This window comes from Peribacillus sp. NPDC101480 (genome assembly GCF_050277335.1).
Classification (GTDB): Bacteria; Bacillota; Bacilli; order Bacillales; family DSM-1321; genus Peribacillus.
In genome coordinates this window covers 1,409,680-1,431,889 of sequence record NZ_JBNNSB010000001.1, presented here as the reverse complement: position 1 = coordinate 1,431,889, position 22,210 = coordinate 1,409,680, and the positions used below count along the sequence as shown (strand labels likewise).

Here is a 22,210-nt window from a genome sequence, read left to right as displayed (position 1 = left end):
ATCTATTCACTATCACTGTAATGATGATGGGATGGTCAATAAAAATGAAATATCATCATTTTTCAGGTCGAATTCATTCGCCTTAACCCTAATATCGCTTTTCAGTTCCATATCCTGTAATGACACATAAATACTTTCATCATTGGGATTGATGCTAACCCAATCCGGCATATTATAACGCTCATTTATTAAATTCATTACATATGAAACAGGAAGGTTCATTTTACCGACTGCAATTGATTTTTGCTTCAGGATCAAATCCCCATTCTTTTGGGCAATTGGTTCAAAAGTCAATTTCATTTCCACTTCACGGTTGAAAAATGGCATTGTTCCATATAATTCGACTTCATCCGTTAAATACACTTCGTAGTGAATGGATCCCGTCAATCCCTCTTTATCCAGATACTGGTTGATTAATCTTGTCAAATCTTCCCGATTCGTATGAATTTGAAATTGGATATCTTCTTCATGGCTTACTTTGGGTATCAGATCTTTATCTTTAGTCGGCAGATTAACTAAAATCGTTACAAACAGGATGACCAGGATGTTTAGGGCTAATAGGGAAATAAACAAAGTCTTCCATTTGACATTTGTCATTCTTGGTCATCATCTCCTTTGGCACTCGCTTCCAATGTGTCCTTTCCGATAGTGGTAATATCCATATCATTATAGATTCTTGTTGCGATTAATTCATACCCGCGGTCATTTGGGTGAAAATAATCCTCGGCATACAGCAAATCTTCTTCGGAATTCTCGAAAATGTCTGCTATTTCAATAAAATAGGCTGAATCATATTCTTCAATGATCTCTTTTCCGCTTTCATTCCAATCATTCATGATCATATCAAGTTCATAAAAATCTCCGAACCATTTGGAAAATGGATTATAGACGCCTACAAGGTAAATTTGCGCAGATTCATTTTCGGAACGAACCTTATCAAGTATCTGCCTTAATCTTTTTTCATACCCTATTTTTGCCGAATCAAACTGATTCAGTTCCAAGTTGGAGAAATTCTGTTTAAAGACCTTCATGATATCATTTCCACCGATTGTGACGACAATCGAGTCAGCTTGCTTTATGTCTTCTTTAATCCTAGTCTTATCCAGTCTTTTCAATAGTTGGTCGGTCCTATTTCCACGTATGCCATGATTAATCATCTCAACTGAAGTAATCGATGGTTCTTTTTCCAGCTTATTTTGTAAATAAGGCAGATACCCGCCATTATCTTTACTATCACCGACACCTTGAGTCAAGGAGTCGCCAATCGATACGATTTTCACAGGGTCCGGAAAAAAGCTGGCAGGAATGGTTTCCTTTTTACTCAGCTCAACTATGCTTTTCTGCTGAACAGATGGCTGACTTGAGGCTGTTTCACTTTGACTGCAGCCTGAAATCCAAACTAGGCATATGAAAAGACAGGTGATTTTGTATCTCATGACCCTCACCTTCCTACCCATATATTATATCATGCAGAAAACGAAAGATTGCAAACAATATACTTCATTGTACTTCCAGAATTGAGCATTCCTTACTATACAATATGAAAAATGCAGTGAATTAAAGCTAGTCCTATAAAAATTAGCATGTACTGAGCATGTAAAATCATTCTTCACCACTGCTGTTTCTTCATAAAATTATTGCTCATTTTCAGCATCTTTAAAACTACATTGAAATCATAATAAAGATGGATGAAAACAGAAAGAACAGGTCATTTAACCTGTTCAATAATTCTGTAAAATTTTAATATGCTTAATGATTTCATCAAAGGGAATATCCTGCAGGCCTGTATAATCCATGATGATCTTTCCTTCTTGATCAATCAGAAAAAAGCTGGTACCATGAATCACCTGATCTTCTGCTTCTGGCTTTTTGACTATCGTTTTAAAGTTATCCAATGCAAACTGCTCGATTTCTTCCTGTCCATAACCGGTCAGAAAGTGCCAGTTGCCGTAATCCACATTAAATTGGTCACCAAACTTTTTTAAAACATCAGGTTTGTCAATTTCCGGGTCCACGGAAAATGAAACGAACTCTACATCAGTAATACCTTCATCCTTCAATTGCTGATGCAGCTTCGTCATATTCGAAGTCATGGGGAGACAGACCGTCTCACAGCTAGTGAATATAAAATCCGCTACCCAAACCTTTCCTTTGAGATCGCTTTTTGAGAAAGGTTTACCCTCCTGATCGATGTAACTGAAATCTTCAAGATCCCAATTTTTGGCATCAGGTACACCATTGGAACCACATGCTGTCAACAGCAAAAAAATTGATGCTCCCATAGCTGCCATAAGCAATTGCAGCTTTCTCATCCCTACCCCGTCCTTTATGTATAAAATATTCTGTTACTTCATTTATTCTAACAGACCAATCGGAATGAGAACAGCAACTATTTCTACGAATTAAAGACAATTGTAAAAGTGACAAAACCGTCGCCAAACGCAGTTTCACATGGTTTATCCATATCAGTCCCAATAATACATGATTGCCATGGCGCCTTCACCCGTATGGGTACTTACGACGGCAGTCGTTGCTTCTATCTTTATGTCTTGATATCCTGTTAAGTCTGAAATGGCGTGGCGGACTTTATCGGCTATTTCAAGACCATTCGCATGGACAAAACCAATGCCTCTAATTTTTTTGCCTTGAGTATCTTCTTTGAATTTCTTGATGATGAACTTCACGACCTGTGACTGGCTCCTAGCTTTGGATACAGGATTCAGTACACCATCATCAAGAAGTGCAATCGGCTTTATGTGCAGCAATGAACCAATAAAAGCAGAAACTTTGCCAATTCTTCCACCCTTAACTAGGTTATCAAGTGTTTCTATGACAATGATTAAACTTGACTGCTTTTTAATATGTTCCAGTCGATCAATTATTTCAGCTACGGATTTCCCTTCCTTCGCCATCTTCGCTGCCTCGATCACCTGGAATGACATCGCTTTTGAAATGAATTTCGAATCAAGAACGGTAACCTTCGTTTCAGACATGCTTGCTGCGCTTTCCGCTGAGCGAACTGTACCGCTCATGCCACCTGTCATATGTATGGAAATAATCTCGCTTCCGTCTTTTCCTAGTTCATCATATACCTCCACAAAGGTACCTACGGCTGGTTGTGAGCTTTTTGGCAGTTCTTTTGACTGGTTCATTCTTTTCAGGAATTCTTCTTGTTCGATTTCAACCTTATCCAAAAAAGTCTCCCCATCTATAAAAATCGATAAAGGGACCATAGTTATATCATAAAATTCCAGTTCCTCTGGTGTCATATCTACTGTCGAGTCTGTTACTATCTTTACTTTATTCATCATTACACATCCCTAAATTAACATATCTATTGTATTATACCTATTCAAGGTACGCATTCAAACCAAAGGTCTTTTTTTATCAAGTGAAGTGATACTAGTCTTTTGAAATGTTCACACAAAAAAAAGACCGTCCCATGAGCTAACCTGAACACATGCCGATTTATTAGATATTGCATGGCATTCGTGTCATCTCTTTTAACGGAGATGTTAGCTATGGAACAGTCCGCATTAAGCATTATTTAGTAAACTTCCAAAAAAAAGCTTGTTATAAACGGGCCATTTGAGTACGGATGCTAAATAATGCTTAAATGAGTAATTTTCTTTATGATCTTTATTGGCAAAAACCTTCTTTACAAATACTTCCAAACGCACGGTCAACATAAAAAAATTCGGATCACTAGGCAGTAAGACAGGTATTTCTGAAATTGTGACCTTATGTCCAAAACAATCTTTGAATTCCAAGCATTTGAACATCAAAATATCAATCCTCATTTTTCACCGATTGCTTACATTATACACAATAAATCCAAAAGTATAAATATTCAAATGTGTAAAAAAACAGACAAATCAGATTGACTTTCACAAAAAAAAGACCCATAAAGGACAAAATGCCTTTATGGGCCTCTTTTTATAAACCTTCCTCGTAGGTGCCTTCCCGCAAGCTTTCACGTTTCACCCTTCGTTTATAGACGACTTTAGATAAAGAAATACTGATTTCATATAATAACAGCAGCGGAACCATCACCATAAAGTCTGACATAAAGTCGGGCGGCGTAATCGATATCGCTATGACAACCAGTACAAAGTATGCATACTTCCTTAACTTTTGAAGCACATAAGGATTAATTATGCCAAGGGAGGTCAAAAACATGGTAACGACGGGAAGCTCGAATAAAACAGCAAAAGGTATCGTCATATTAAATACGAATGAAAAGTACTTATCCGCTGTAAAACTGGTTATGAACATCCCATCGCCCAATTCAATCAAAAATTGAAGAATGGTCGGGAAGATGACAAAATAACCGAAAGCAAGCCCTCCGATAAAAAGCAGGAAAAGTGCCGGAATGTATGCAAGGGTCGCCCTTACTTCATTTGGCATCAAAGCGGGTTTAACGAATAACCAGATTTGCAGGGCAATTACCGGTATCGTTGCCGCAATGGCTACGACACCTGCAAGCATAAAGTAAATCCAGATAATATCGCTCGGTCCCAATACCATCAGTTCAAAATCGAGATCTTTCACGAACCAATTATAAATCTCCTCAACATAAATAAAACTGGCGATAAAAAAGATGACAAAAGCAACAGCTGTAATGATGAGCCGTTTTCTCAATTCATCGAGATGATCGATGATATTTAATTCTTTATCTTCCAAAGTTGATCACGCCTTCATCTGAAAATCCGTATCTTTGTTCCAGCATAAAGGCGCAAGACGGTTGCATCTTACGCCCAGCATTCAATCATTCATGATTTTTTTGTTGTAGCTTCTTATCTTCTTCATAATCACCTTTTGTTAAATCACTCGTGGACTTTTTAAACTCACGAAGTGTTTGTCCAAATGCGCGTCCAATTTCTGGAAGTTTCTTCGGACCAAAGATAATTAAAGCCAATATTAAGATGAGAATTAGACCAGGTACTCCAATGTTCGACATGGATACATCCCCTTTGGTGTTGTAATTAGACCTACCCCGATTATAATACCATTTCCAACCAATTGAAAGGAAACTGGAAATTCGTCATAGAATGGTAACAATTATCGACAGTATGCCCATATACGACTGGGCCGGCAGAATAAAATGTAAAAACATAGGTATTATTCTATCCTAATTTAACATTTAATCCATGATTAAATCAATAAGTGAAATAAATTACTGTCTTTATTGACCTCTACGAAAGAGAATCCTTTCTTGTTCATCCTCTGAATGAGCCCTTCATAATCATTTTTATCTTTTAGTTCTACACCAACCAGGGCCGGCCCGCTTTCTTTATTATTTTTCTTCGTATATTCAAAACGGCTTATATCGTCATTCGGTCCTAACACCTCATCAAGGAATTCCCTTAAAGCTCCGGCACGTTGCGGAAAATTCACGATGAAGTAATAAAGCAGCCCTTCATATAATAAGGATTTCTCCTTAATTTCCTGCATACGCCCAATGTCGTTATTCCCTCCGCTGACCATGCATACAACCGTTTTGCCTTTGATTTGTTCTTTGTATAAATCCAACGCGGCTACAGATATAGCCCCTGCCGGTTCAGCTACGATCGCATGCTGATTATATAAATCGAGAATCGTCGTACAGATTTGGCCTGGAGGGACGACAACGATATCTTCCAGGTTTTCCTTACAAAGCTGATATGTCAACTGTCCCACACACTTGACAGCTGCCCCGTCAACGAATGTATCTATGTTTTCAAGCTCAGAAACTTTTCCTTCCTTGAAGGAGTATTCCATCGAAGCAGCACCTTGCGGCTCAACTCCAATGCATTTCGTATTTGGGGAAACCGATTTGAAATAACTCGATACTCCGGCCATTAAACCGCCACCGCCCATAGCGGCAAATACATAGTCGATTCCATCTTCACAATCATTCAGGATTTCTACAGCCGTTGTACCCTGCCCGGCGATTACCTTTTCATCGTCAAATGGATGGATAAAGGAACGCTCTTCTTTTTCACAGCATTCCATCGCCATGGCAAATGCATCATCGAAAGTATCCCCGACAAGGATGATTTCCACATTATCCCTTCCGAATAACTGCACTTGATCGACTTTTTGCCTTGGAGTTGTAGCAGGCATATAAATTTTCCCATGGATACCTAATTGGCTGCAGGAAAAAGCTACTCCCTGTGCATGGTTTCCTGCACTGGCACAAACGACTCCATTCTTCGTCTCTTCAGCGGTCAGGCTTTTCATTTTATAGTAAGCCCCTCTTAATTTAAAGGAACGTACGTGTTGTAGGTCCTCGCGTTTTAAATAAACATTACAATCATATTTTTCAGAGAGCCTCTGATTTTTTTGTAAAGGAGTATGCAAAACGATTTCTTTCAGTTCTCTATAGGCAATTAGAATATCTTCCAATTGAATCCCCCTATTCTTAGATGCAGTCTGATTCATAACAATCCCTCATTTCCTTCCTTAATGAATTCAATCATTATAGCACTTTACTGTTATTAATGTAATTGATTTTTCTAAAAATTCTTGCTTTTGTTCGTTTCATACCAAAAAAATCCGATTATGGTCATTTCCCCATAATCGGATTAGCACTTTATTTTTTTTGTAGAATAATAAAATCATGTGCATAATGATTTTTTTCATCGATGCTGCCTGGTTTTGAGGAGACTTTATCCCATTGATTTTCATCAAGCACTGGAAAGAAAGTATCACCTTCAAAGGTTTCATGGATTTCCGTTATATACAGTCGATCGGTAACAGGAAGGATTTCCTTGAAGATTTCGGCTCCGCCAATCACAAAAACTTCCTCATCACGGCTATCTGCAAACGTTTTGATTTGTGCTATATCATGTAAAACTACGCAGCCTTCCGCTTTAAAATCCTGATTGCGGGTAACGATGACATTTTCCCGGCCAGGCAGGACCCTGCCGATCGATTCAAATGTTTTTCGGCCCATGACGATCGGATGGCCCATGGTAACTTTTTTAAAATACTGCAAATCGGCCGGTAAATGCCACGGCAGTTTATTGTTATTACCTATCACACGATTTTGATCCATAGCAACTATCAATGAAATCATATGCTAACCTCACCTTTTATATGGGGATGAGCTTCGTAATTTTCCAAAACGAAATCCTCGAAGCTAAAATCAAAGATATTTTTCACATCCGGATTGATTTTCATGATTGGCAATGGTTTGGGATCACGAGTCAACTGCAGTTCCACTTGTTCAAGGTGGTTAGAGTAGATGTGGACATCCCCGAAAGTATGTACAAATTCGCCAACTTCCAAATCACACACTTGGGCGATCATCATCGTTAAGAGCGCATATGAAGCTATGTTAAAAGGAACACCTAAAAAGACGTCCGCTGAACGTTGGTATAGCTGGCATGAAAGCTTACCATCAGCGACATAGAATTGAAAGAAAGCATGGCAAGGCGGCAAGGCCATTTCGTCCAGTTCCCCAACATTCCAAGCACTGACTATCAGCCTTCTTGAATTTGGATTCGTTTTGATTTGTTCGATCAATTCACTGATTTGGTCGATTTGCCTTCCATCAGCCGTTCCCCAAGAACGCCATTGATGACCATAAATCGGACCTAATTCTCCCTTTTCATCAGCCCATTCATTCCAGATGCGCACGCTATTTTCCTGAAGGTAGCCAACGTTCGTATCACCCTTCAAAAACCACAATAGTTCATGGATAATCGCTTTTAAACTAACCTTTTTCGTTGTAAGTACAGGGAATCCATCTTTTAAATTGAATCTCATTTGATATCCAAAGGTACTGATCGTTCCTGTTCCCGTACGATCACCCTTTTGCGTTCCATTTTCGAGTACATGCTTACATAAATCTAAATATTGCTTCATGATAAACCACCTTTTCTACTTTCATTCTCCTTATTTTAACGTATTATTGCCCAATGTTTAATCTAATTGTTTAATAAAATTATAAGTCTTGGGTGCTTTTTGTCTAAGCAATTGATTTTGTTCATCGTTCACATAAAACATGGCAAATGTTTCTGCAAAGTATTCCTCAGGGTAATTGGAAAAATACGTAATCCCGGGAAACAGCCCATCCACTTCCTTACCCCAAATCTTCAAATAATCCATGTCTTCACGGATTCCATCAAACACTATATTATCGATAGAATGCCCCAGCTCATGCAGTTCCAAATTAACGGAGCCATGCCCGTTGCCCTTGTCACTTGCCCCGATTTTAACCAATACCGTATGTGATCCGCCCATACCAGGCACATCATCCCAAGTTGTTTCTTTATTCAAATAACCACGCGGAGTTTTCCCCTTTAATTTTGCTGCGGATTGATTTTCTGTTAAATCACCATCGAATAGTTTGATCCTCACACCACTTTCAGCAGTTTTCTTCAAAAGGGAATGAGGCAGTTTATTAATGGTACCAGCAATTTTAAGTGCTTCCCTTTCATCGTACTCCTCTTCTGGAAATAAAAATATTCGTTGCAATTCTTTATTGCCTTTAAAAAGTTCAGCTTGTCTTAAAAGATTATCTTTGGGTAAATTCCGCCATTTCACCCCTTCATCCTTCGCTAATGAATAGGAGAGCATTGAGAATAAAAAGACAAATAATGCAAGTATGGATAACCATTTCTTTCTTTTCACACGCTTCTCCCCCCTTCTTCATTCCTCATTTATGTTAAGAAAATATATGTTATTTAAAAACTCTAAACCTTCGATACTATTATATTAGTATAACATATTGCCCTAATGTAAAAACTCTATGTTTTTTTGGTAATTTCGGTCGCCATTCATCATGAGAAGAACCATTGATCCGCACTTTTCATATATCAACAGTATATAATCGTAAAAGGTTTAAGGTGATCGCATGGAAACCAATAATAAAAAAGCAATCTTGAAGGAGCACCGAGAACTTGCTGAAGAAGTGCTTGATATTTACAGTTTAAGAGTGTTCATCATTCTCGACCTTTTTCTCTTCTCCATCTTATTTGGCATACTGCTGCATCCGCTACTGTCTTCACTTTGGCTTAACTTTTTATTGCCATTGCTTTTCTTCACAACATTTACAGCCCTTCTTCAAATAATTGATATTTTCCAAAATAAAAGCTGACATCATATTTGATGTCAGCTTCAGACGGGTAGGCAACCTCGATGAAAAATCAAGTTTGCCTACAGTTTTTTTATATGTGCACAATTTAGACGTTGATTTCCGCTCCAGGCACTCGCTTTCCGCGGGCGGTCCGGTAGCCTCCTCGGCGCTTTTGCGCCTGTGGGGTCAACCCTTGACTCGCTTTTCTCGCAGGAGTCTCGCACACCCGCTCCAATCAACTTTGTTTTAACATTTTGGTTATGTTAAATAATATTGTTGTTTTTTAGTCAAATAAATGAGACCTTCTCTTATCAGGGGTCTCATAATCATTTTAATTTTTAAAATTACTCGTACTTACATAGCTTTGGAACTACAAAATCGGGAAAAGTCTTGATTATTTTTTTATAGGTTGCGAAATTCGATTGACTTGAGATAACCGCAATGTTATCTCCATCATAGCCAATCCAAAAAATACTTGTATCTACTTCTACTTTAACCACTACTGTTCCCGCAATTTTCCCTTCCCAATTTCCTTTCCATTCTCTTTGTTCTACACTAAATACATCTTTGTTTGTGGACCATAAAACTAAATCATTCCCACTACCAAGAGTAATATAGAAAGGGAAAATCCCCTGAAACTGCTTTTCATTCCGGATTTCAGTAACAACGTATCGGTTAGTTAAGTATCTATAACTGATATTGAATTCCTTGCAATTATGTTCAAACTCATCTTTGCAATAAGAAGAAACCTCAGGACAAAAATAAAGTGGAAATGCTTTAATGTTTCTCATCCACAATGGCAGGAAATTTTGATCACATTCTGGTAGATAAAAGCCATCCATTGAGAAAACATATGGTGTAGTGCCTTCTTTTGCAAACGGGAAAAAACCTCCAGCATCAGGATTTGAGTCATAATATCTCTTCGGGAAATAGCCAACTTCTATATTCAATTTTCCGCCCCCGTAGTTCCAATGTATTCATTTATTAAAGGTTGATAATCTTAACTCTTTATAAGTAACATCTGTCTTGAAAAGACAATTTTCTACTATCATACTACTTATTGATATATTATCACTTTGAGAAAATGCCCTCCAAGCATCGGTGCAAAATGTATTGTCCGACGACAATTTATTGCCGATAGCATTTTCTAATTGAGTTTTGACGATTCTTCTTCTACCAAGAACACTTGAATAATGATACCATTCTGAAACTTTTGCGCCAAAAAGCTGCCATTATTTTCGATGGCAGCTTTTTTAAATAGTGCTCAACCATGTTCCTTGAGCTTTTTCCCTTTCTTCAAATGGAATACGATCGTGGTGCCAAAAATCAGCAAAATAAAGGCAAAAAAGATTGCAGGCGGGATTTCTATCCTTGCAACGGCCAATAACATTTTTATAGCAATGAATCCGATAAGGACATATGCGGCAGTTTCCAATTCAGGAACCTTATCTATCAATTTTAGAAATAATCCCGCCACTCCCCGCATCATCAAGACACCAATCATTCCCCCTGTCAAAAGCACCCAGACTTTTTCACTCACCCCGAATGCGGCCAAGACACTATCGACGGAAAATGCTATATCCATCAATTCCACTGCGGCAACCGTTCCCCATAAGGTACCAAACATACGGATCAGTATGCTGTTTTTATTCATTCCCTTAATATCTTCATCAGCTTGTTTTTTTCTTTTATCCCTAAAGTATTTAAATGAGAGCCAACCAAGATAGGCTGCTCCAATTACCTTCACCCACCAAAGCTTAATGAGGAAAACACCGATTCCAATCGCTATAAATCTAAAAGCGTAAGCACCTAATAAACCGTAAAAAAGTGCTTTTTTCCGTTGTTTTTCCGGAAGGTGCCTGACCATTACTGCTAATACCAAAGCGTTGTCGGCTGATAGCAACCCTTCCATTAATACGAGCGTTCCAATCAATCCCCAGCTCACCGGGTCGGATAAAACCTCGACCCACATATGCCAGTCAAAAAACTGTGCATACGTTTGCATGATGTTATTTAACAACTCTGACATGATAAAGACTCCTCTGCTACTATAACCGCAAAATTAGAAAACCTTTTAAAATAACATTGTTCCCCGTTATGATAAAAACTCTGCTTTTATTTCAACACAAAATAAATACGTTGCATGACAACGTATCATTTCGATGCTATTAGAGATTCACTTCATTTTCATCATACTCTTACACTTACATAAAATCAACGAAACCAACCGCTATGAGATCCTTTGTTTACTCGTCCACTCTGGCGGCGTATTTTTATCCCAATATATTTTCCCTATATTATAATGGGTGGCAAATGAATCATGATGGGTATGATAATGAAAATCGAACCAATACCCTTCCAGTGGAGGATTTTCCTGCCTGACATGGAATCTGATGATATCCTTGCCGCTGTTTGTATCATAAATATGAAATATTTTTTCGGCCCTGCCCGCACTCGGCTGCTCAGTGATGGTTAATTGCTGTAATTTCTCATCTGGAAATTGGGCAGCCATTTCGGTAATGGCTTCTTCCATTTTTGGTAATATGGCCATTTTGAACTCATCACCAATTTTAGGATTGATCTTCTCTCCAAATTTCACAAATGCGTTTTCCTCTGCCTTATTCATTATGCCCGATAAAAATTCTTCCCGGTTGAATTCCTCTTCTAGTTCAGTCGAATTTTGCGAAGGAAGATAGGATAATCCCTCTTCTTCCACTAACCCTTTTTTAGTATCCTTTAACGAATCGGCTTCCGCAAGCCACGCCAGATCTGAAGGAGTGACAAGACCAAACGTCAAAACGGATACTAAAATGACGAGACTTTTCCTGAACCAAACCGCCGCTTTCAAATCACACTCCCCCTCCTTTTTTGTATTGTCTTTATATTTAGTATACTTTTATTTTTTGGTAATTACGAATATATAGTTACCCATGTTTTAAAAATCAAAAAAAAGGATAAATACCTATATAAAGTTTATGAGCTCGAACTTTTTTATTAAATATCAATAAATTTACATTTAAATGAAGGATTTTGACGATTTTTGGAGAACTTAATTAGATTCAAGTCTTTTTAAGGAGGGGTCTTATATGGCTTCGACTGCCATGGTGGCTTTATGTCTTGTAACATTAGCATTTTTCGTATATTTATCATTTGCTGATTAAGAATAAATGAATACCTACGAAAAATCTCCTTGTCATTCTTCTACAATGACAAGGTTTTCTTTTCATTCAAACATAAGCCTTACCTTTTGGCAGATAAAAGGACTGAATAATGGAGGAATTACTTTGGAAAACAACAATGAGATCATTAAAGATAAGGATTATAAAAGGGAAACAGCTACAGGGGGCGCCGGAATGGTCGTAACAGCTCATCCGGTAGCCACTTCCATAGGGGAAAAAATATTACGTGAAGGTGGAAATGCTGTCGATGCGGCGGTCGCCATCCAATTTGCCCTGAATATTGTGGAACCCATGATGACCGGTATCGGCGGAAGTGGTTTCCTAATGGTATATAACGCTAAAAATAAGGAAACGAAAATATACGATGGGCATGTAAGAGCACCTAAAGCCGCACATCGAGACATGTTTCTTGATGAAAAAGGGGAAGTCATCCCATTTAAAGAAAGATCAATCAAAGCCACAGCGGTAGGCATACCCGGAATACTGAAAGCTATGGATGAAGCACTCGCTGAAAATGGCAGTAAGCCATTAGCGGACCTCATCGAGCCATCCATTGAATTTGCAGAAAAGGGAGTTCCCGTCAATTGGGTTCTTTGCGACGCTCTTAAAAATTTTGAATATCGATTGGGCGATGAAGCGCGTAAATTCTTCATGCCAAACGGAAAACCCTATCAGGATGGCGATTTGCTGATTAAAGAAAAGCTGGCGAATACCTATCGGATCTTACAACGTGAAGGAATTTCCGCTTTTTATGAAGGTGAAATCGGAGAAGGCATCATTTCCTGTATACAGGAGCTTGGAGGGTTCATGGAGCTTTCTGATTTAAAGGACTATAAAGCTACAATCGATGTACCAATGTATGGGACTTATAAGGGTTATCTAATTGCGTCATCAAATGCCCCAAGTGCTGGCGGATTCACGGTCATCCAAATCCTGAAAATATTGGAGAGCTTCCAAATAGAACAATATGACGTCCGTTCTTGGGAAAAATATTATTTAATAGCAGAAGCGATGCGTCTGGCATTTACAGACAAAAAGGCATTTCTCGCTGATCCCGAATTTGCCGAATTGCCGTTGGCGGGTCTCATGCATGATGATTATATAGCTAAACGCCGCTCCTTCATTAATTTCAAAACAAGAAATAATGCCATTGACTTCGGAAACCCTTGGATTTATGATTCCGTGAAGCAAAGGGAAGTCATACCTCAGCCTAATGAAGAGGATATCAGTGAAACGACACACTTCACCGTCCGTGACAGATGGGGGAATATCGCAGCATGCACGTCTACAGTGGAACATCCATTCGGATCAGGCATCATGGTTTCCGACTATGGTTTCATGCTGAATAACGAACTGACTGATTTCGATTCCATTCCAGGCGGCATGAATGAAGTGCAGCCCAATAAACGCCCAGTCAGCTGTAAAAGCCCAACGATCATCTTTAAAGACGGCGAGCCGATCTTGACGCTGGGTTCACCTGGAGGACCAACCATCATCAGTTCAGTCGTGCAAACGATCATCAATGTACTCGATATGAAAATGGATTTGAAAGCAGCCATCGAAGAACCTAGAATTTTCACTCCAATGGGCCCTCATATTGAATGGGAAGCAGGAATTGATATGACCAGCAAAGGCCACTTGGAAGCAATGGGCTTCGCCTTTAATGAAGTTCCCCACTCAATAGGGAATGTCCAAGCGATTCAAATCAACCCCGATGGCTCAAACTATGGTGCTGCCGATTCAAGCCGGGAAGGCTGTGCCATGGGTCTGGACGAAACAGATTATAAATCGTGATCACTGGATGGAAATGAAGCCAAAATGGAATTTGGATGTTTTTCTTTTTAGTACTTCAAATCCAAATTCCTCAAAGCGGGAGCTGCGGTAATGGTCTTTCAACACGACTCTCTTGCGCGCAACCCGCTTAGCTTCTTTCATTATTTCAACCGATAGATCCTTACCATCCGCAAAATGAGTCAGTCCCCTGATCCCATTCGATTCCTGAATCGTTTCTTCAAACATGGGATCGAAATATACGACATCAAAATGATTGTCCGGCAATGTTTTCAATATTTCGTAATGATCACCCTGCCTGACCTCTATTCTTCTCATCGCAGAAATCATTTTTTCTTCTGCATCCTCCCATGTTTTCATTCCACGGTCCACGAGCAAGGCCAAATATTGATTTCCTTCCAATCCGACAACCCGTCCATGTTCACCCACCGCGAAACTTGCGACAATCGCATCAGAGCCCAATCCCAAGGTACAATCAAGCACAGCGTGCCCTTCATTTATATCTCCGGCAATGAGAAATGGATCACTTTCTCCGCGCATTATTCTTTTTATACGAATCATCGCTAGGTTCGGGTGAAAAAAGAATGGTTCTTTTTCCTGGTATCGATATAACTCCATCCGCTTTTTACCAAAAACAAGGCAATCACCTTCATTATGTTCCGCTTGGATATCTCTCACTGATCGTTTTCTTCTTGCTATAAAGGGGATTTGCAATTCTTCAGCTAACCTTTTGGCTAATATCATCGTTTCTTTATCGGCTCTTCCTACTGTTGTGACAAACATGAATCCTACCCCTTCATACTCTTTTAAAATTTGAAAAGAATGCCCTGTTTCCAGGACATTCCGCTTTATAACTTATTTACTTACTGAACGCTGCCAATAAATTTTCCATGATGGCTTCCATTGGCTGTCCTTCTATATCATGGCGCGGAATGAAATGTACGACCTCTTTGCCCTTTAAAAGAGCCATGGATGGTGAAGAAGGTTCTATTCCATCGAAGTATTCGCGCATTTTAGCTGTCGCTTCCTTATCTTGGCCTGCGAATACAGTTACCAAATGATCTGGCTTATTGTCCGCTTGGAGTACGGCTTGAGTAGCAGCTGGACGGGCTAACCCGGCAGCACAGCCGCAAACTGAATTCACGACCACAAGTGTCGTACCTTCTACCGATTCCATAAAGTTTTCAACCGCTTCAGCGGATTCCAACTCATCAAAACCTGCTTGCACCAGTTCCGCGCGCATTGGTTTCACCATTTGTTTCATATATTCATCATATGCCATCGACATAAAAAAACCTCCTTGGTTACAATTCTTCAATTAGTATAATGATACTATATTATTGAGTGCATATGCAAAAATGACGCTTAAAGCTTTGTAAAATTTCATTGTTTCCCACAAAGAAACATGGTGACAGAATCCAGTTTCATTCTGCCACCATGTTTTAGTCTTCCTTTTAACTTAAACTTTCATCACTCCGCCTGAGCTGGCATTCGTCACAAGTTTGGAATAACGTGCTAAATAGCCTGTCCTGACCTTTGACTCGAAGCCTTTCCAATTGGCTTTGCGTTTTTCGAATTCTTCATCGGAAATTTCCAATTGGATTTTACGATTATTCAAATCCAATTCGATGATATCTCCATCTTCAACAAAGGCGATCGGGCCTCCCTCAGCTGCTTCGGGGGATATATGACCAATGCTGATGCCTCGGGATGCTCCTGAAAAGCGGCCATCAGTGATCAAACCGACTTTCGCTCCAAGTCCCCTCCCGACGATTTGGGAAGTGGGTGCCAACATTTCCGGCATTCCCGGCCCACCTTTAGGCCCTTCGTAACGAATGACCACTACATCCCCTTCTTTAACCTTTCCGGTAATGATTCCGGAAAGTGCATCTTCCTGGGAATCGAAACAAATGGCAGGACCCCTGTGATAGCCACCAACTGATGCGTCAACGGCGCCCACTTTTACGATGGAGCCTTGAGGAGCAAGGTTACCGAACAATACAGCAAGCCCGCCACGCTCAGAATGCGGATTATCCAATGGATGGATTACATCCTTGTCCAATATTTCACAACCGGCAACATTTTCGCGGAGCGTTTTACCTGAGACAGAAAGGCAATCTCCATTAAAGGCACCTGGTTTTTTGAGTAACTCATTAATGACGGCACTTACACCACCGGCATTATGTACATCTTCAATATGATAATCGGATGCCGGTGCGATTTTCGCTAGATGCGGTACGCGGTTAGCTATTTCATTTATGCGTTCCATCGGATATTCAAAACCTGCTTCATGTGCCAATGCAAGTGTATGAAGAACGGTGTTGGTCGAACCGCCCATCGCCATATCCAAGGCAAATGCGTTATCAATTGCATCAATCGTTACGATATCACGAGGCTTGATATCCTGTTTGATTATCTCCATCAACTGTTTAGCGGATTTCTTAACGAATTCCTTACGTTCCTCGGCTACCGCCAAAATCGTACCATTTCCCGGAAGTGCAAGTCCCAATCCTTCAGCCAGGCAGTTCATGGAGTTTGCTGTGAACATTCCTGAACAAGAACCGCAAGTAGGGCATGCAACCTGCTCGATTTCCTGCAAATCCTCTTCATTGATATTACCTGCTTGATAAGCACCCACCCCTTCAAAAACGGATGTTAATGAAAGAGATTTACCATTTTTATCTTTACCTGCTTTCATGGGTCCGCCGCTTACAAATATTGTAGGAATATTGACACGAAGTGCTCCCATCATCATTCCCGGCGTTATCTTGTCACAGTTTGGAATGCACACCATACCGTCAAACCAATGTGCCGATACAACAGTTTCCACGGAATCTGCGATGATTTCACGGCTTGGCAAAGAATAGCGCATACCAATATGACCCATTGCAATTCCATCGTCTACCCCGATCGTATTAAATTCGAAAGGAACACCGCCCGCTTCGCGAATCGCTTCCTTTACTATTTTTCCGAATTCCTGAAGGTGTACATGACCTGGAACGATATCGATGTATGAATTACAAACCGCGATGAACGGTTTACCGAAATCCTCTTCTTTAACTCCTGCTGCCCGCAACAGACTTCTATGTGGAGCTCGATCGACCCCTTTTGTAATCATGTCACTTCTCATATTTGATGTAGACATTTGTTGTACCCCCAATTTCCGCTAAATGTTTAATGATTCAGAATAATATAATTTTTAGTATACTCTAAAAATTCTAACATATTTATAGACAAATGCAACCATTCTTCACTAATATCTACAAAAATCATTTTACTAAAATAATAGAGTTCCAATTTATAGATTCGACCTCAGGGGATCCCCCTTTCAAATGATTGGAAATGATCCTTAAAAAATAAAAAGGCATGCGGATTAAATCATCCGCATGCCTTTTGCCTGGGTTATTCCAAATCACTTGTCATTCGCTTGTCTTGATTCTGTCATTTGCTTCCAAACCGAACCTTTGGCTTCTTCGCCATTTTCTATACGGTCAATGGCCATCTTGACCTGAAGGGCCACTTCGAATTCAGGATCCTGTTCCGCTTGCTTAAGATAAGGGAGGGTCGTTTCATTTCCCACTTCGTATAAAAACATCGCCGCCCTCCATCTAACCAATTTATTTTTATCCGAAAGTGATTGAGACATTTCTCCCATCGCTTCTTCAAAGCCAAGATCTGATAAACAATCACCTGCCGTACGTCTTACGGCCGCGCTTTTATCTTTCAAGGCTTTATACAAGCTCGGAAGCACTTTTCTATCTTCGATCATACCTAAGTATACTACCGCGAGCCTTCGAATGGAGACCTTACTGTCGGAGAGTGCCATATCCAATACTGGAATATCATCAACCGTTGGATCTTCCATTTGTTCTAAAGCCTGATAACGCTTTTCCCAGCTTTCATCATTCAGCATTTCTGCAGTCAGTTTAATTTTTGGACGTTTCAAAATTGCTTCCTTCGTATCGACCATTTCTTTTGCAGTTGCAACTAGCCGATTAATTCGATCTTCCGGATAAGCTGCGATCAGTTCATCCGATACTTCCTTCACGATATCTTCCATATCACCATATCTTACGCCATAATCCTTCCATTTTCGAAGCAGGACTACATTGTCATCTTCTTTTTGGGCAGCGGCAATGCCCTTTATGAAATAATCCGGTAAGGCAAAACGTTTTTCGTGTTGACTATCACTTGCTTTAATCTGCATCGGAATGCCCTTGAATTGTTGAATGGCAACAGTTACTTCACCGTAATGTTCATTTAATGCCGCTTGTTGATTTTGTTCTTCGGTTTTTTCACCAAAGACCTGACGGATTTGGACCAAGATATCTTTCCAATCATATTTCGCATTTCGCTCAACGGCTAAGAAGTCCGCAACATGATATACCCCTTTCACTCCCTCGATCGTAAATAAATCCCTTATCAGCTTGGGCGCTTGGTCAGCTTGGTCTTTCTTATAATTATTGCTTTTACCAGCTAATAGCTCTTCAGTTAAATTGATTTTCATTGTATTCGGACTTGGTGTAGGTTCTATCGACTTAATTTTCAATGCATTTCTCTCCTTTAACAAGACGTTTCCATGTACTAGATATTATCACATCGGCAACAGATTCTCATGCAATTGAGATTGGCAAAAAAAAGACTGATCCAAGTTTACTTCCTTGGACCAGTCACCACGCTCATTCTTCTTCCAATTTTTCCGCTAAATACGCCCATCTTTCCATCAAATGGTCTAATTTATCCGTTAGTTCCTTTTCTTCTTCAAGAAGCAGGCGTACTTTTTCAAAATCGCTTCCCGCCGCTGACATTTCTGATGTTATGTCTTTCAAACGCAGCTCGGCCCGCTCCATGTTCCCTTCTATCTCTTCCCATTCCTTACTTTCCGCATAGGTTAGTTTTTTCTTTTTCTTTTCGGTCCGGTTCATCTGTGGCTCTGGTGCTTTTACTGGCACAGCCTCTTCCGTCTTTTCTTCCAAGAACTCTGAATAAGAGCCGTAATAGAAGTCAATATCACCTTTATTCTTGAAAACAAGAAGCTGATGGCACGTTTTATCCAAGAAATACCTATCATGTGATACAGTAATGACTACACCTGAAAACGTTTCTAAATAATCCTCAAGAACGGTCAAGGTTTGCGTGTCCAAATCATTCGTCGGTTCATCCAAAAGCAGGACATTAGGTGCCGACATCAATATGTTAAGGAGATATAATCTCCTTTTCTCCCCACCGGACAGCTTACGAATTGGCGTCCCATGCGATCCCATTGGAAATAAGAACCTTTCAAGCATCTGCGCAGCCGATATGAAACTACCATCTTTAAGGGCGATTGAATCTGCCGTTTCCCGAATATACTCTATCATGCGCAAATTCTCATCCATATCGACGCTTTCTTGAGTATAGTATCCTATTTTCACGGTTTGCCCTTTTTCCAGGTTTCCTTCATCTATGGATTCCCTTCCTGCCAGGATATTCAACAAGGTTGACTTTCCGCTGCCATTATTACCGACGATCCCAATTCGATCACCTGGTTTGAAGAGGAAGGAAAAATGGTTGATGATGGTTCGATCACCGAAGGATTTAGAAACATCCTGCATCTCAAGCACCTTTTTCCCAAGACGGGCACCGCTTAATTCCATTTCCAGGTTCTCGGTTTTCTGCTTATCCTTTACACCAGATTCCAATGTTTCGAAGCGTTGGATCCTGGCCTTTTGTTTCGTTGTCCGGGCCTTTGCTCCTTTACGGATCCAGGCCAGTTCCTTTTTGAATAGACTTTCCTTTTTCGTTCTTTCAGCTGACTCGTTCTCTTCACGAATGGCCTTTGATTCTAAATAATCCGCATAGTTTCCTTTGTATTCGAAAAGCTGCGTTTGGGCAATTTCCCAAATCTTATTGGACACACGATCAAGGAAATATCGATCATGGGTTACAAATAAAACGGACTTTTGATATTTCCCCAAATATTCTTCAAGCCAAGTGATGCTTTCGAAATCGAGATGGTTGGTAGGCTCATCCAAAATCAGTAAATCAGGGGTCTCAATCAAGGTTTTTGCCAGTGCCGCACGTTTTTTTTGGCCACCTGACAGTTCCCCCAATTTTCTTGAGTGATCAGGAAGTCCAAGCTTGGTCAGTATCGTTCTGGCATTGGCACTTGTATCCCAGGCGCCAAGCGTGTCCATATCCTGCTGTTGCTTTAACAAACGGTCCTGTACTGCGCCATTCTGCGGATCTACCTGGAGTTGAACGAGTGTCTTTTCATATTCTTTAATCAACGAAAATACAGGAGTTGAACTTTCATACATATATTCCATGATCGTCAATTCCTCATCGAAATGAGGGTCTTGGGATAGATAGGAAATCGTGTAATCATTCGGGTGATCTTTCTTTCCTAAATCACTGTCTTCCAATCCTGCGATAATATTCAATAATGTAGATTTACCGGTGCCGTTTATTCCAACGATCCCGATTTTCTCCCCTTCGGTTATGGAAAAAGAGACATCTTTAAAAAGCAGCTTTTCCCCTTGGGTTTTCATTACATGTTCCATGCTAAAAACTTTCATAATCGTACATCCCATTCCTTATTAAATTCATCCAAAAATCCAATCATATATTCATGCCTTTCACTTGCAATCTTCTTGGCTGTACAAGTATTAAGCATATCTTGCAAGCGTAATAATTTTTCATGAAAGTGATGAATGGAAGAGCTTTTGCCATTCCTGTATTCCTTCTTGGTCATGTTTTCCCTAATGGGCAATGAAGGATCATACATAAGCTGTCCCTTCTTTCCGCCAAATGCAAATGTCCTGGCTATGCCAATGGCACCAATTGCATCCAAGCGGTCCGCATCCTGAACAATTTCAGCCTCTATCGAAGGTAGCCTCAACTGCCCTGCACTAAATGAAATTGTATTGATGATCTGTTTGATGGAATCAACACTATCAATATCCAACTTTATTTCATCAAACCAAGCATCAAGCTTTTTCCAGCCCCCATCGGCTTCCTGATTTAGTTTATCATCAGGGATATCATGAAGCAGAGCCGCCATTTCAATGATGAACTCATTTCCTTCTCGTTCTTCTTTTGCAATATGTAAAGCCAGCTTACGAACACGATCGATATGGAACCAATCATGGCCGCTGGCATCAGAATTCAATTGGTCATATACATACTTCTCCGTTAACTCAATCATCGTTTGTTTCATTTCACCACTCCATGTCCTTTTTATTTTACCATGGTTCTCAATTATGGTGTGCTTTAATCTTCATTGAACCAACTGATTCCAATCGTCTGTTCACCTGTATGCACCCCGATGGCGCTCCCCAGTGGGGATACATGGGTCAACACATGAGGGAATTCTTCGGAAATCATCTTTCTCCATCTCTGTGCCTGCTCCGACATTGCTCCATATAATATGGTGCATTCTTTTACATTTCCCGCTTCGACTGATCTACGAAAATCAGTGAAGATCTGTTTTTCCGCTTTTTTAAGGTTCCGGGGCTTAGATTTAGTATGAAGCACACCGTTTTCGATTGAAATGATGGGTTTAAAGCTTAACAGGCTTCCTAGAATATACTGTGCGTTTGTTAGTCTGCCGCTGCGGTGCAGCTGATCTAAAGAACCTATTAATACATAAGTTTCATGGTTATCCGCATACATTCTCGTTTTGACGAAGGCCTCATTGATGGAATCGCCATTATTAATATGATGCATGAGCCGTTTCAAGATTAATAGCATCGGAAAGGAAATAAGTAAAGTATCAAAAACGTCAACGGGGATTGTAACCATTTGTGCAGCTTGCCTGCTCGCGGAAACGGTGCCGCTCAATTCACTTGAAAGGTGTACGGCTATGATTCGATCATAGCGTTTTTCAAGCTCCTTATATAACTCATGGAATCTGCCGACCGACGGCTGTGACGTAGTGGCGGTGATTTTATCCTCACTCATCCGACGGTATAATTCCTCAGGTAATAGGTCGACGCCATCTTCATATTCCTTCCCATCGATGATGACGACCATCGGAACGACGTATACATGTTCATTCAATGATAATTCTTCGTCTAAAGTTCCCGTACTGTCTGTTACCCATGCAATTCGTTCCATGTTTTCCCCCCTCATTTGTGTCTTCTATTATATTCAACATCCCAACCATCTGTCCCCTTTTAAAAACGGATGCATGCAT

The 22,210-nt window shown here is 40.1% G+C and carries 23 protein-coding genes and 1 pseudogene; 2 read left to right on the top strand and 22 right to left on the bottom strand.

The features are described from left to right. Positions 1-12 precede the first annotated feature (12 nt). The 11 genes from ACQKMF_RS07130 to ACQKMF_RS07080 all read right to left on the bottom strand — a co-directional run bounded on the left by ACQKMF_RS07130 (position 13) and on the right by ACQKMF_RS07080 (position 8,619). Positions 13-597: a YpmS family protein gene (locus tag ACQKMF_RS07130; RefSeq protein WP_402937721.1), complete on the bottom strand. Its 585-nt coding sequence runs from the start codon at positions 595-597 to the stop codon at positions 13-15. After that, positions 594-1,436 (bottom strand): SGNH/GDSL hydrolase family protein, encoded by an 843-nt coding sequence (locus ACQKMF_RS07125; protein WP_427572298.1) that lies wholly within the window; start codon positions 1,434-1,436, stop codon positions 594-596. The genes ACQKMF_RS07130 and ACQKMF_RS07125 overlap by 4 nt, the downstream gene beginning before the upstream one ends. A 285-nt stretch (positions 1,437-1,721) precedes the next feature. Continuing rightward, complete coding sequence (locus tag ACQKMF_RS07120) at positions 1,722-2,312, bottom strand: SCO family protein (RefSeq protein ID WP_402937725.1); 591 nt, start codon at positions 2,310-2,312, stop codon at positions 1,722-1,724. A gap of 153 nt (positions 2,313-2,465) precedes the next feature. After that, positions 2,466-3,308 (bottom strand): DegV family protein, encoded by an 843-nt coding sequence (locus tag ACQKMF_RS07115; RefSeq protein ID WP_427572295.1) that lies wholly within the window; start codon positions 3,306-3,308, stop codon positions 2,466-2,468. Positions 3,309-3,536: 228 nt separating this feature from the next. Continuing rightward, complete coding sequence (locus tag ACQKMF_RS07110) at positions 3,537-3,782, bottom strand: DUF2535 family protein (RefSeq protein ID WP_223255914.1); 246 nt, start codon at positions 3,780-3,782, stop codon at positions 3,537-3,539. 154 nt (positions 3,783-3,936) lie between these two features. After that, on the bottom strand, positions 3,937-4,683 hold the full coding sequence (gene tatC, locus ACQKMF_RS07105; protein ID WP_101225286.1) for a twin-arginine translocase subunit TatC: 747 nt from the start codon (positions 4,681-4,683) through the stop codon (positions 3,937-3,939). An 85-nt stretch (positions 4,684-4,768) separates the two neighbouring features. Further along, positions 4,769-4,960, bottom strand: coding sequence for a twin-arginine translocase TatA/TatE family subunit (tatA, locus tag ACQKMF_RS07100; protein ID WP_034307557.1), 192 nt, complete (start codon positions 4,958-4,960; stop codon positions 4,769-4,771). A gap of 194 nt (positions 4,961-5,154) precedes the next feature. Then, positions 5,155-6,423 carry a threonine ammonia-lyase IlvA gene (gene ilvA / locus ACQKMF_RS07095; RefSeq protein ID WP_101225287.1) on the bottom strand — a complete coding sequence of 423 codons (1,269 nt, stop codon included), beginning with the start codon at positions 6,421-6,423 and terminating at the stop codon, positions 5,155-5,157. Positions 6,424-6,574: 151 nt separating this feature from the next. Continuing rightward, on the bottom strand, positions 6,575-7,060 hold the full coding sequence (locus ACQKMF_RS07090) for a dihydrofolate reductase (RefSeq protein WP_427572293.1): 486 nt from the start codon (positions 7,058-7,060) through the stop codon (positions 6,575-6,577). Next, positions 7,057-7,851, bottom strand: a complete 795-nt coding sequence (locus ACQKMF_RS07085; protein ID WP_048686772.1) for a thymidylate synthase — start codon at positions 7,849-7,851, stop codon at positions 7,057-7,059. Before ACQKMF_RS07085 ends, ACQKMF_RS07090 begins: the two co-directional genes overlap by 4 nt. Before the next feature lie 57 nt (positions 7,852-7,908). Beyond that, on the bottom strand, positions 7,909-8,619 hold the full coding sequence (locus ACQKMF_RS07080; RefSeq protein WP_260357900.1) for an anthrax toxin lethal factor-related metalloendopeptidase: 711 nt from the start codon (positions 8,617-8,619) through the stop codon (positions 7,909-7,911). A gap of 223 nt (positions 8,620-8,842) precedes the next feature. Between ACQKMF_RS07080 and ACQKMF_RS07075 the strand changes: the two genes are divergently transcribed. Then, positions 8,843-9,085, top strand: a complete 243-nt coding sequence (locus ACQKMF_RS07075; protein ID WP_101225290.1) for a hypothetical protein — start codon at positions 8,843-8,845, stop codon at positions 9,083-9,085. Positions 9,086-9,408: 323 nt separating this feature from the next. On the opposite strand, the gene ACQKMF_RS07070 is transcribed toward ACQKMF_RS07075, so the two are convergent. The 4 genes and pseudogenes from ACQKMF_RS07070 to ACQKMF_RS07055 all read right to left on the bottom strand — a co-directional run bounded on the left by ACQKMF_RS07070 (position 9,409) and on the right by ACQKMF_RS07055 (position 11,912). Further along, positions 9,409-10,014 carry a hypothetical protein gene (locus tag ACQKMF_RS07070; RefSeq protein ID WP_402937739.1) on the bottom strand — a complete coding sequence of 202 codons (606 nt, stop codon included), beginning with the start codon at positions 10,012-10,014 and terminating at the stop codon, positions 9,409-9,411. Between the two features lie 27 nt (positions 10,015-10,041). Further along, positions 10,042-10,257 (bottom strand): annotated as a pseudogene (locus ACQKMF_RS07065) (hypothetical protein); the annotation flags it as partial. 71 nt (positions 10,258-10,328) lie between these two features. After that, positions 10,329-11,093 carry a TerC family protein gene (locus ACQKMF_RS07060; protein ID WP_427572290.1) on the bottom strand — a complete coding sequence of 255 codons (765 nt, stop codon included), beginning with the start codon at positions 11,091-11,093 and terminating at the stop codon, positions 10,329-10,331. A 201-nt stretch (positions 11,094-11,294) separates the two neighbouring features. After that, a complete protein-coding gene (locus ACQKMF_RS07055) occupies positions 11,295-11,912 on the bottom strand; it encodes a YpjP family protein (protein WP_101225293.1) in 618 nt (205 codons plus the stop codon). A 436-nt stretch (positions 11,913-12,348) separates the two neighbouring features. On the opposite strand from ACQKMF_RS07055, the gene ggt reads away from it, so the two are divergent. After that, a complete protein-coding gene (gene ggt, locus ACQKMF_RS07050) occupies positions 12,349-14,037 on the top strand; it encodes a gamma-glutamyltransferase (RefSeq protein WP_427572288.1) in 1,689 nt (562 codons plus the stop codon). On the opposite strand, the gene ACQKMF_RS07045 is transcribed toward ggt, so the two are convergent. The 7 genes from ACQKMF_RS07045 to ACQKMF_RS07015 form a co-directional block, all read right to left on the bottom strand. Continuing rightward, positions 14,038-14,817 (bottom strand): class I SAM-dependent methyltransferase, encoded by a 780-nt coding sequence (locus tag ACQKMF_RS07045; RefSeq protein WP_101225295.1) that lies wholly within the window; start codon positions 14,815-14,817, stop codon positions 14,038-14,040. It abuts the gene before it with no gap. Between the two features lie 76 nt (positions 14,818-14,893). After that, the gene (locus tag ACQKMF_RS07040; RefSeq protein WP_057277313.1) at positions 14,894-15,322 is read right to left on the bottom strand and encodes a BrxA/BrxB family bacilliredoxin; all 429 of its coding nucleotides are present in this window, start codon (positions 15,320-15,322) and stop codon (positions 14,894-14,896) included. Positions 15,323-15,493: 171 nt separating this feature from the next. Beyond that, positions 15,494-17,164, bottom strand: coding sequence for a dihydroxy-acid dehydratase (ilvD, locus tag ACQKMF_RS07035; protein ID WP_034311212.1), 1,671 nt, complete (start codon positions 17,162-17,164; stop codon positions 15,494-15,496). Between the two features lie 282 nt (positions 17,165-17,446). Continuing rightward, positions 17,447-18,583 (bottom strand): conserved virulence factor C family protein, encoded by a 1,137-nt coding sequence (locus tag ACQKMF_RS07030; protein WP_402937753.1) that lies wholly within the window; start codon positions 18,581-18,583, stop codon positions 17,447-17,449. 130 nt (positions 18,584-18,713) lie between these two features. Next, positions 18,714-20,591 carry an ABC-F family ATP-binding cassette domain-containing protein gene (locus ACQKMF_RS07025; RefSeq protein WP_427572285.1) on the bottom strand — a complete coding sequence of 626 codons (1,878 nt, stop codon included), beginning with the start codon at positions 20,589-20,591 and terminating at the stop codon, positions 18,714-18,716. Then, a complete protein-coding gene (locus tag ACQKMF_RS07020) occupies positions 20,588-21,232 on the bottom strand; it encodes an HD domain-containing protein (RefSeq protein WP_402937759.1) in 645 nt (214 codons plus the stop codon). The genes ACQKMF_RS07025 and ACQKMF_RS07020 overlap by 4 nt, the downstream gene beginning before the upstream one ends. A gap of 53 nt (positions 21,233-21,285) precedes the next feature. Then, entirely contained in the window at positions 21,286-22,131 is an 846-nt protein-coding gene (locus ACQKMF_RS07015; RefSeq protein ID WP_101225299.1) for a DegV family protein, read from the bottom strand. Positions 22,132-22,210 lie beyond the last annotated feature (79 nt).

Coding starts and splice junctions, on each gene's coding strand:
- ACQKMF_RS07025 (WP_427572285.1), bottom strand. CDS start 20,591: ATGAAAGTTTTTAGCATGGAACATGTAATGAAAACCCAAGGGGAAAAG.
- ACQKMF_RS07020 (WP_402937759.1), bottom strand. CDS start 21,232: ATGAAACAAACGATGATTGAGTTAACGGAGAAGTATGTATATGACCAA.
- ACQKMF_RS07130 (WP_402937721.1), bottom strand. CDS start 597: ATGACAAATGTCAAATGGAAGACTTTGTTTATTTCCCTATTAGCCCTA.
- ACQKMF_RS07075 (WP_101225290.1), top strand. CDS start 8,843: ATGGAAACCAATAATAAAAAAGCAATCTTGAAGGAGCACCGAGAACTT.
- ACQKMF_RS07045 (WP_101225295.1), bottom strand. CDS start 14,817: ATGTTTGTCACAACAGTAGGAAGAGCCGATAAAGAAACGATGATATTA.
- ACQKMF_RS07125 (WP_427572298.1), bottom strand. CDS start 1,436: ATGAGATACAAAATCACCTGTCTTTTCATATGCCTAGTTTGGATTTCA.
- ACQKMF_RS07090 (WP_427572293.1), bottom strand. CDS start 7,060: ATGATTTCATTGATAGTTGCTATGGATCAAAATCGTGTGATAGGTAAT.
- ACQKMF_RS07040 (WP_057277313.1), bottom strand. CDS start 15,322: ATGTCGATGGCATATGATGAATATATGAAACAAATGGTGAAACCAATG.
- ACQKMF_RS07060 (WP_427572290.1), bottom strand. CDS start 11,093: ATGTCAGAGTTGTTAAATAACATCATGCAAACGTATGCACAGTTTTTT.
- ACQKMF_RS07110 (WP_223255914.1), bottom strand. CDS start 3,782: ATGTTCAAATGCTTGGAATTCAAAGATTGTTTTGGACATAAGGTCACA.
- ilvA (WP_101225287.1), bottom strand. CDS start 6,423: ATGAATCAGACTGCATCTAAGAATAGGGGGATTCAATTGGAAGATATT.
- ilvD (WP_034311212.1), bottom strand. CDS start 17,164: ATGAGAAGTGACATGATTACAAAAGGGGTCGATCGAGCTCCACATAGA.
- tatA (WP_034307557.1), bottom strand. CDS start 4,960: ATGTCGAACATTGGAGTACCTGGTCTAATTCTCATCTTAATATTGGCT.
- ACQKMF_RS07085 (WP_048686772.1), bottom strand. CDS start 7,851: ATGAAGCAATATTTAGATTTATGTAAGCATGTACTCGAAAATGGAACG.
- ACQKMF_RS07120 (WP_402937725.1), bottom strand. CDS start 2,312: ATGAGAAAGCTGCAATTGCTTATGGCAGCTATGGGAGCATCAATTTTT.
- ACQKMF_RS07015 (WP_101225299.1), bottom strand. CDS start 22,131: ATGGAACGAATTGCATGGGTAACAGACAGTACGGGAACTTTAGACGAA.
- ACQKMF_RS07115 (WP_427572295.1), bottom strand. CDS start 3,308: ATGAATAAAGTAAAGATAGTAACAGACTCGACAGTAGATATGACACCA.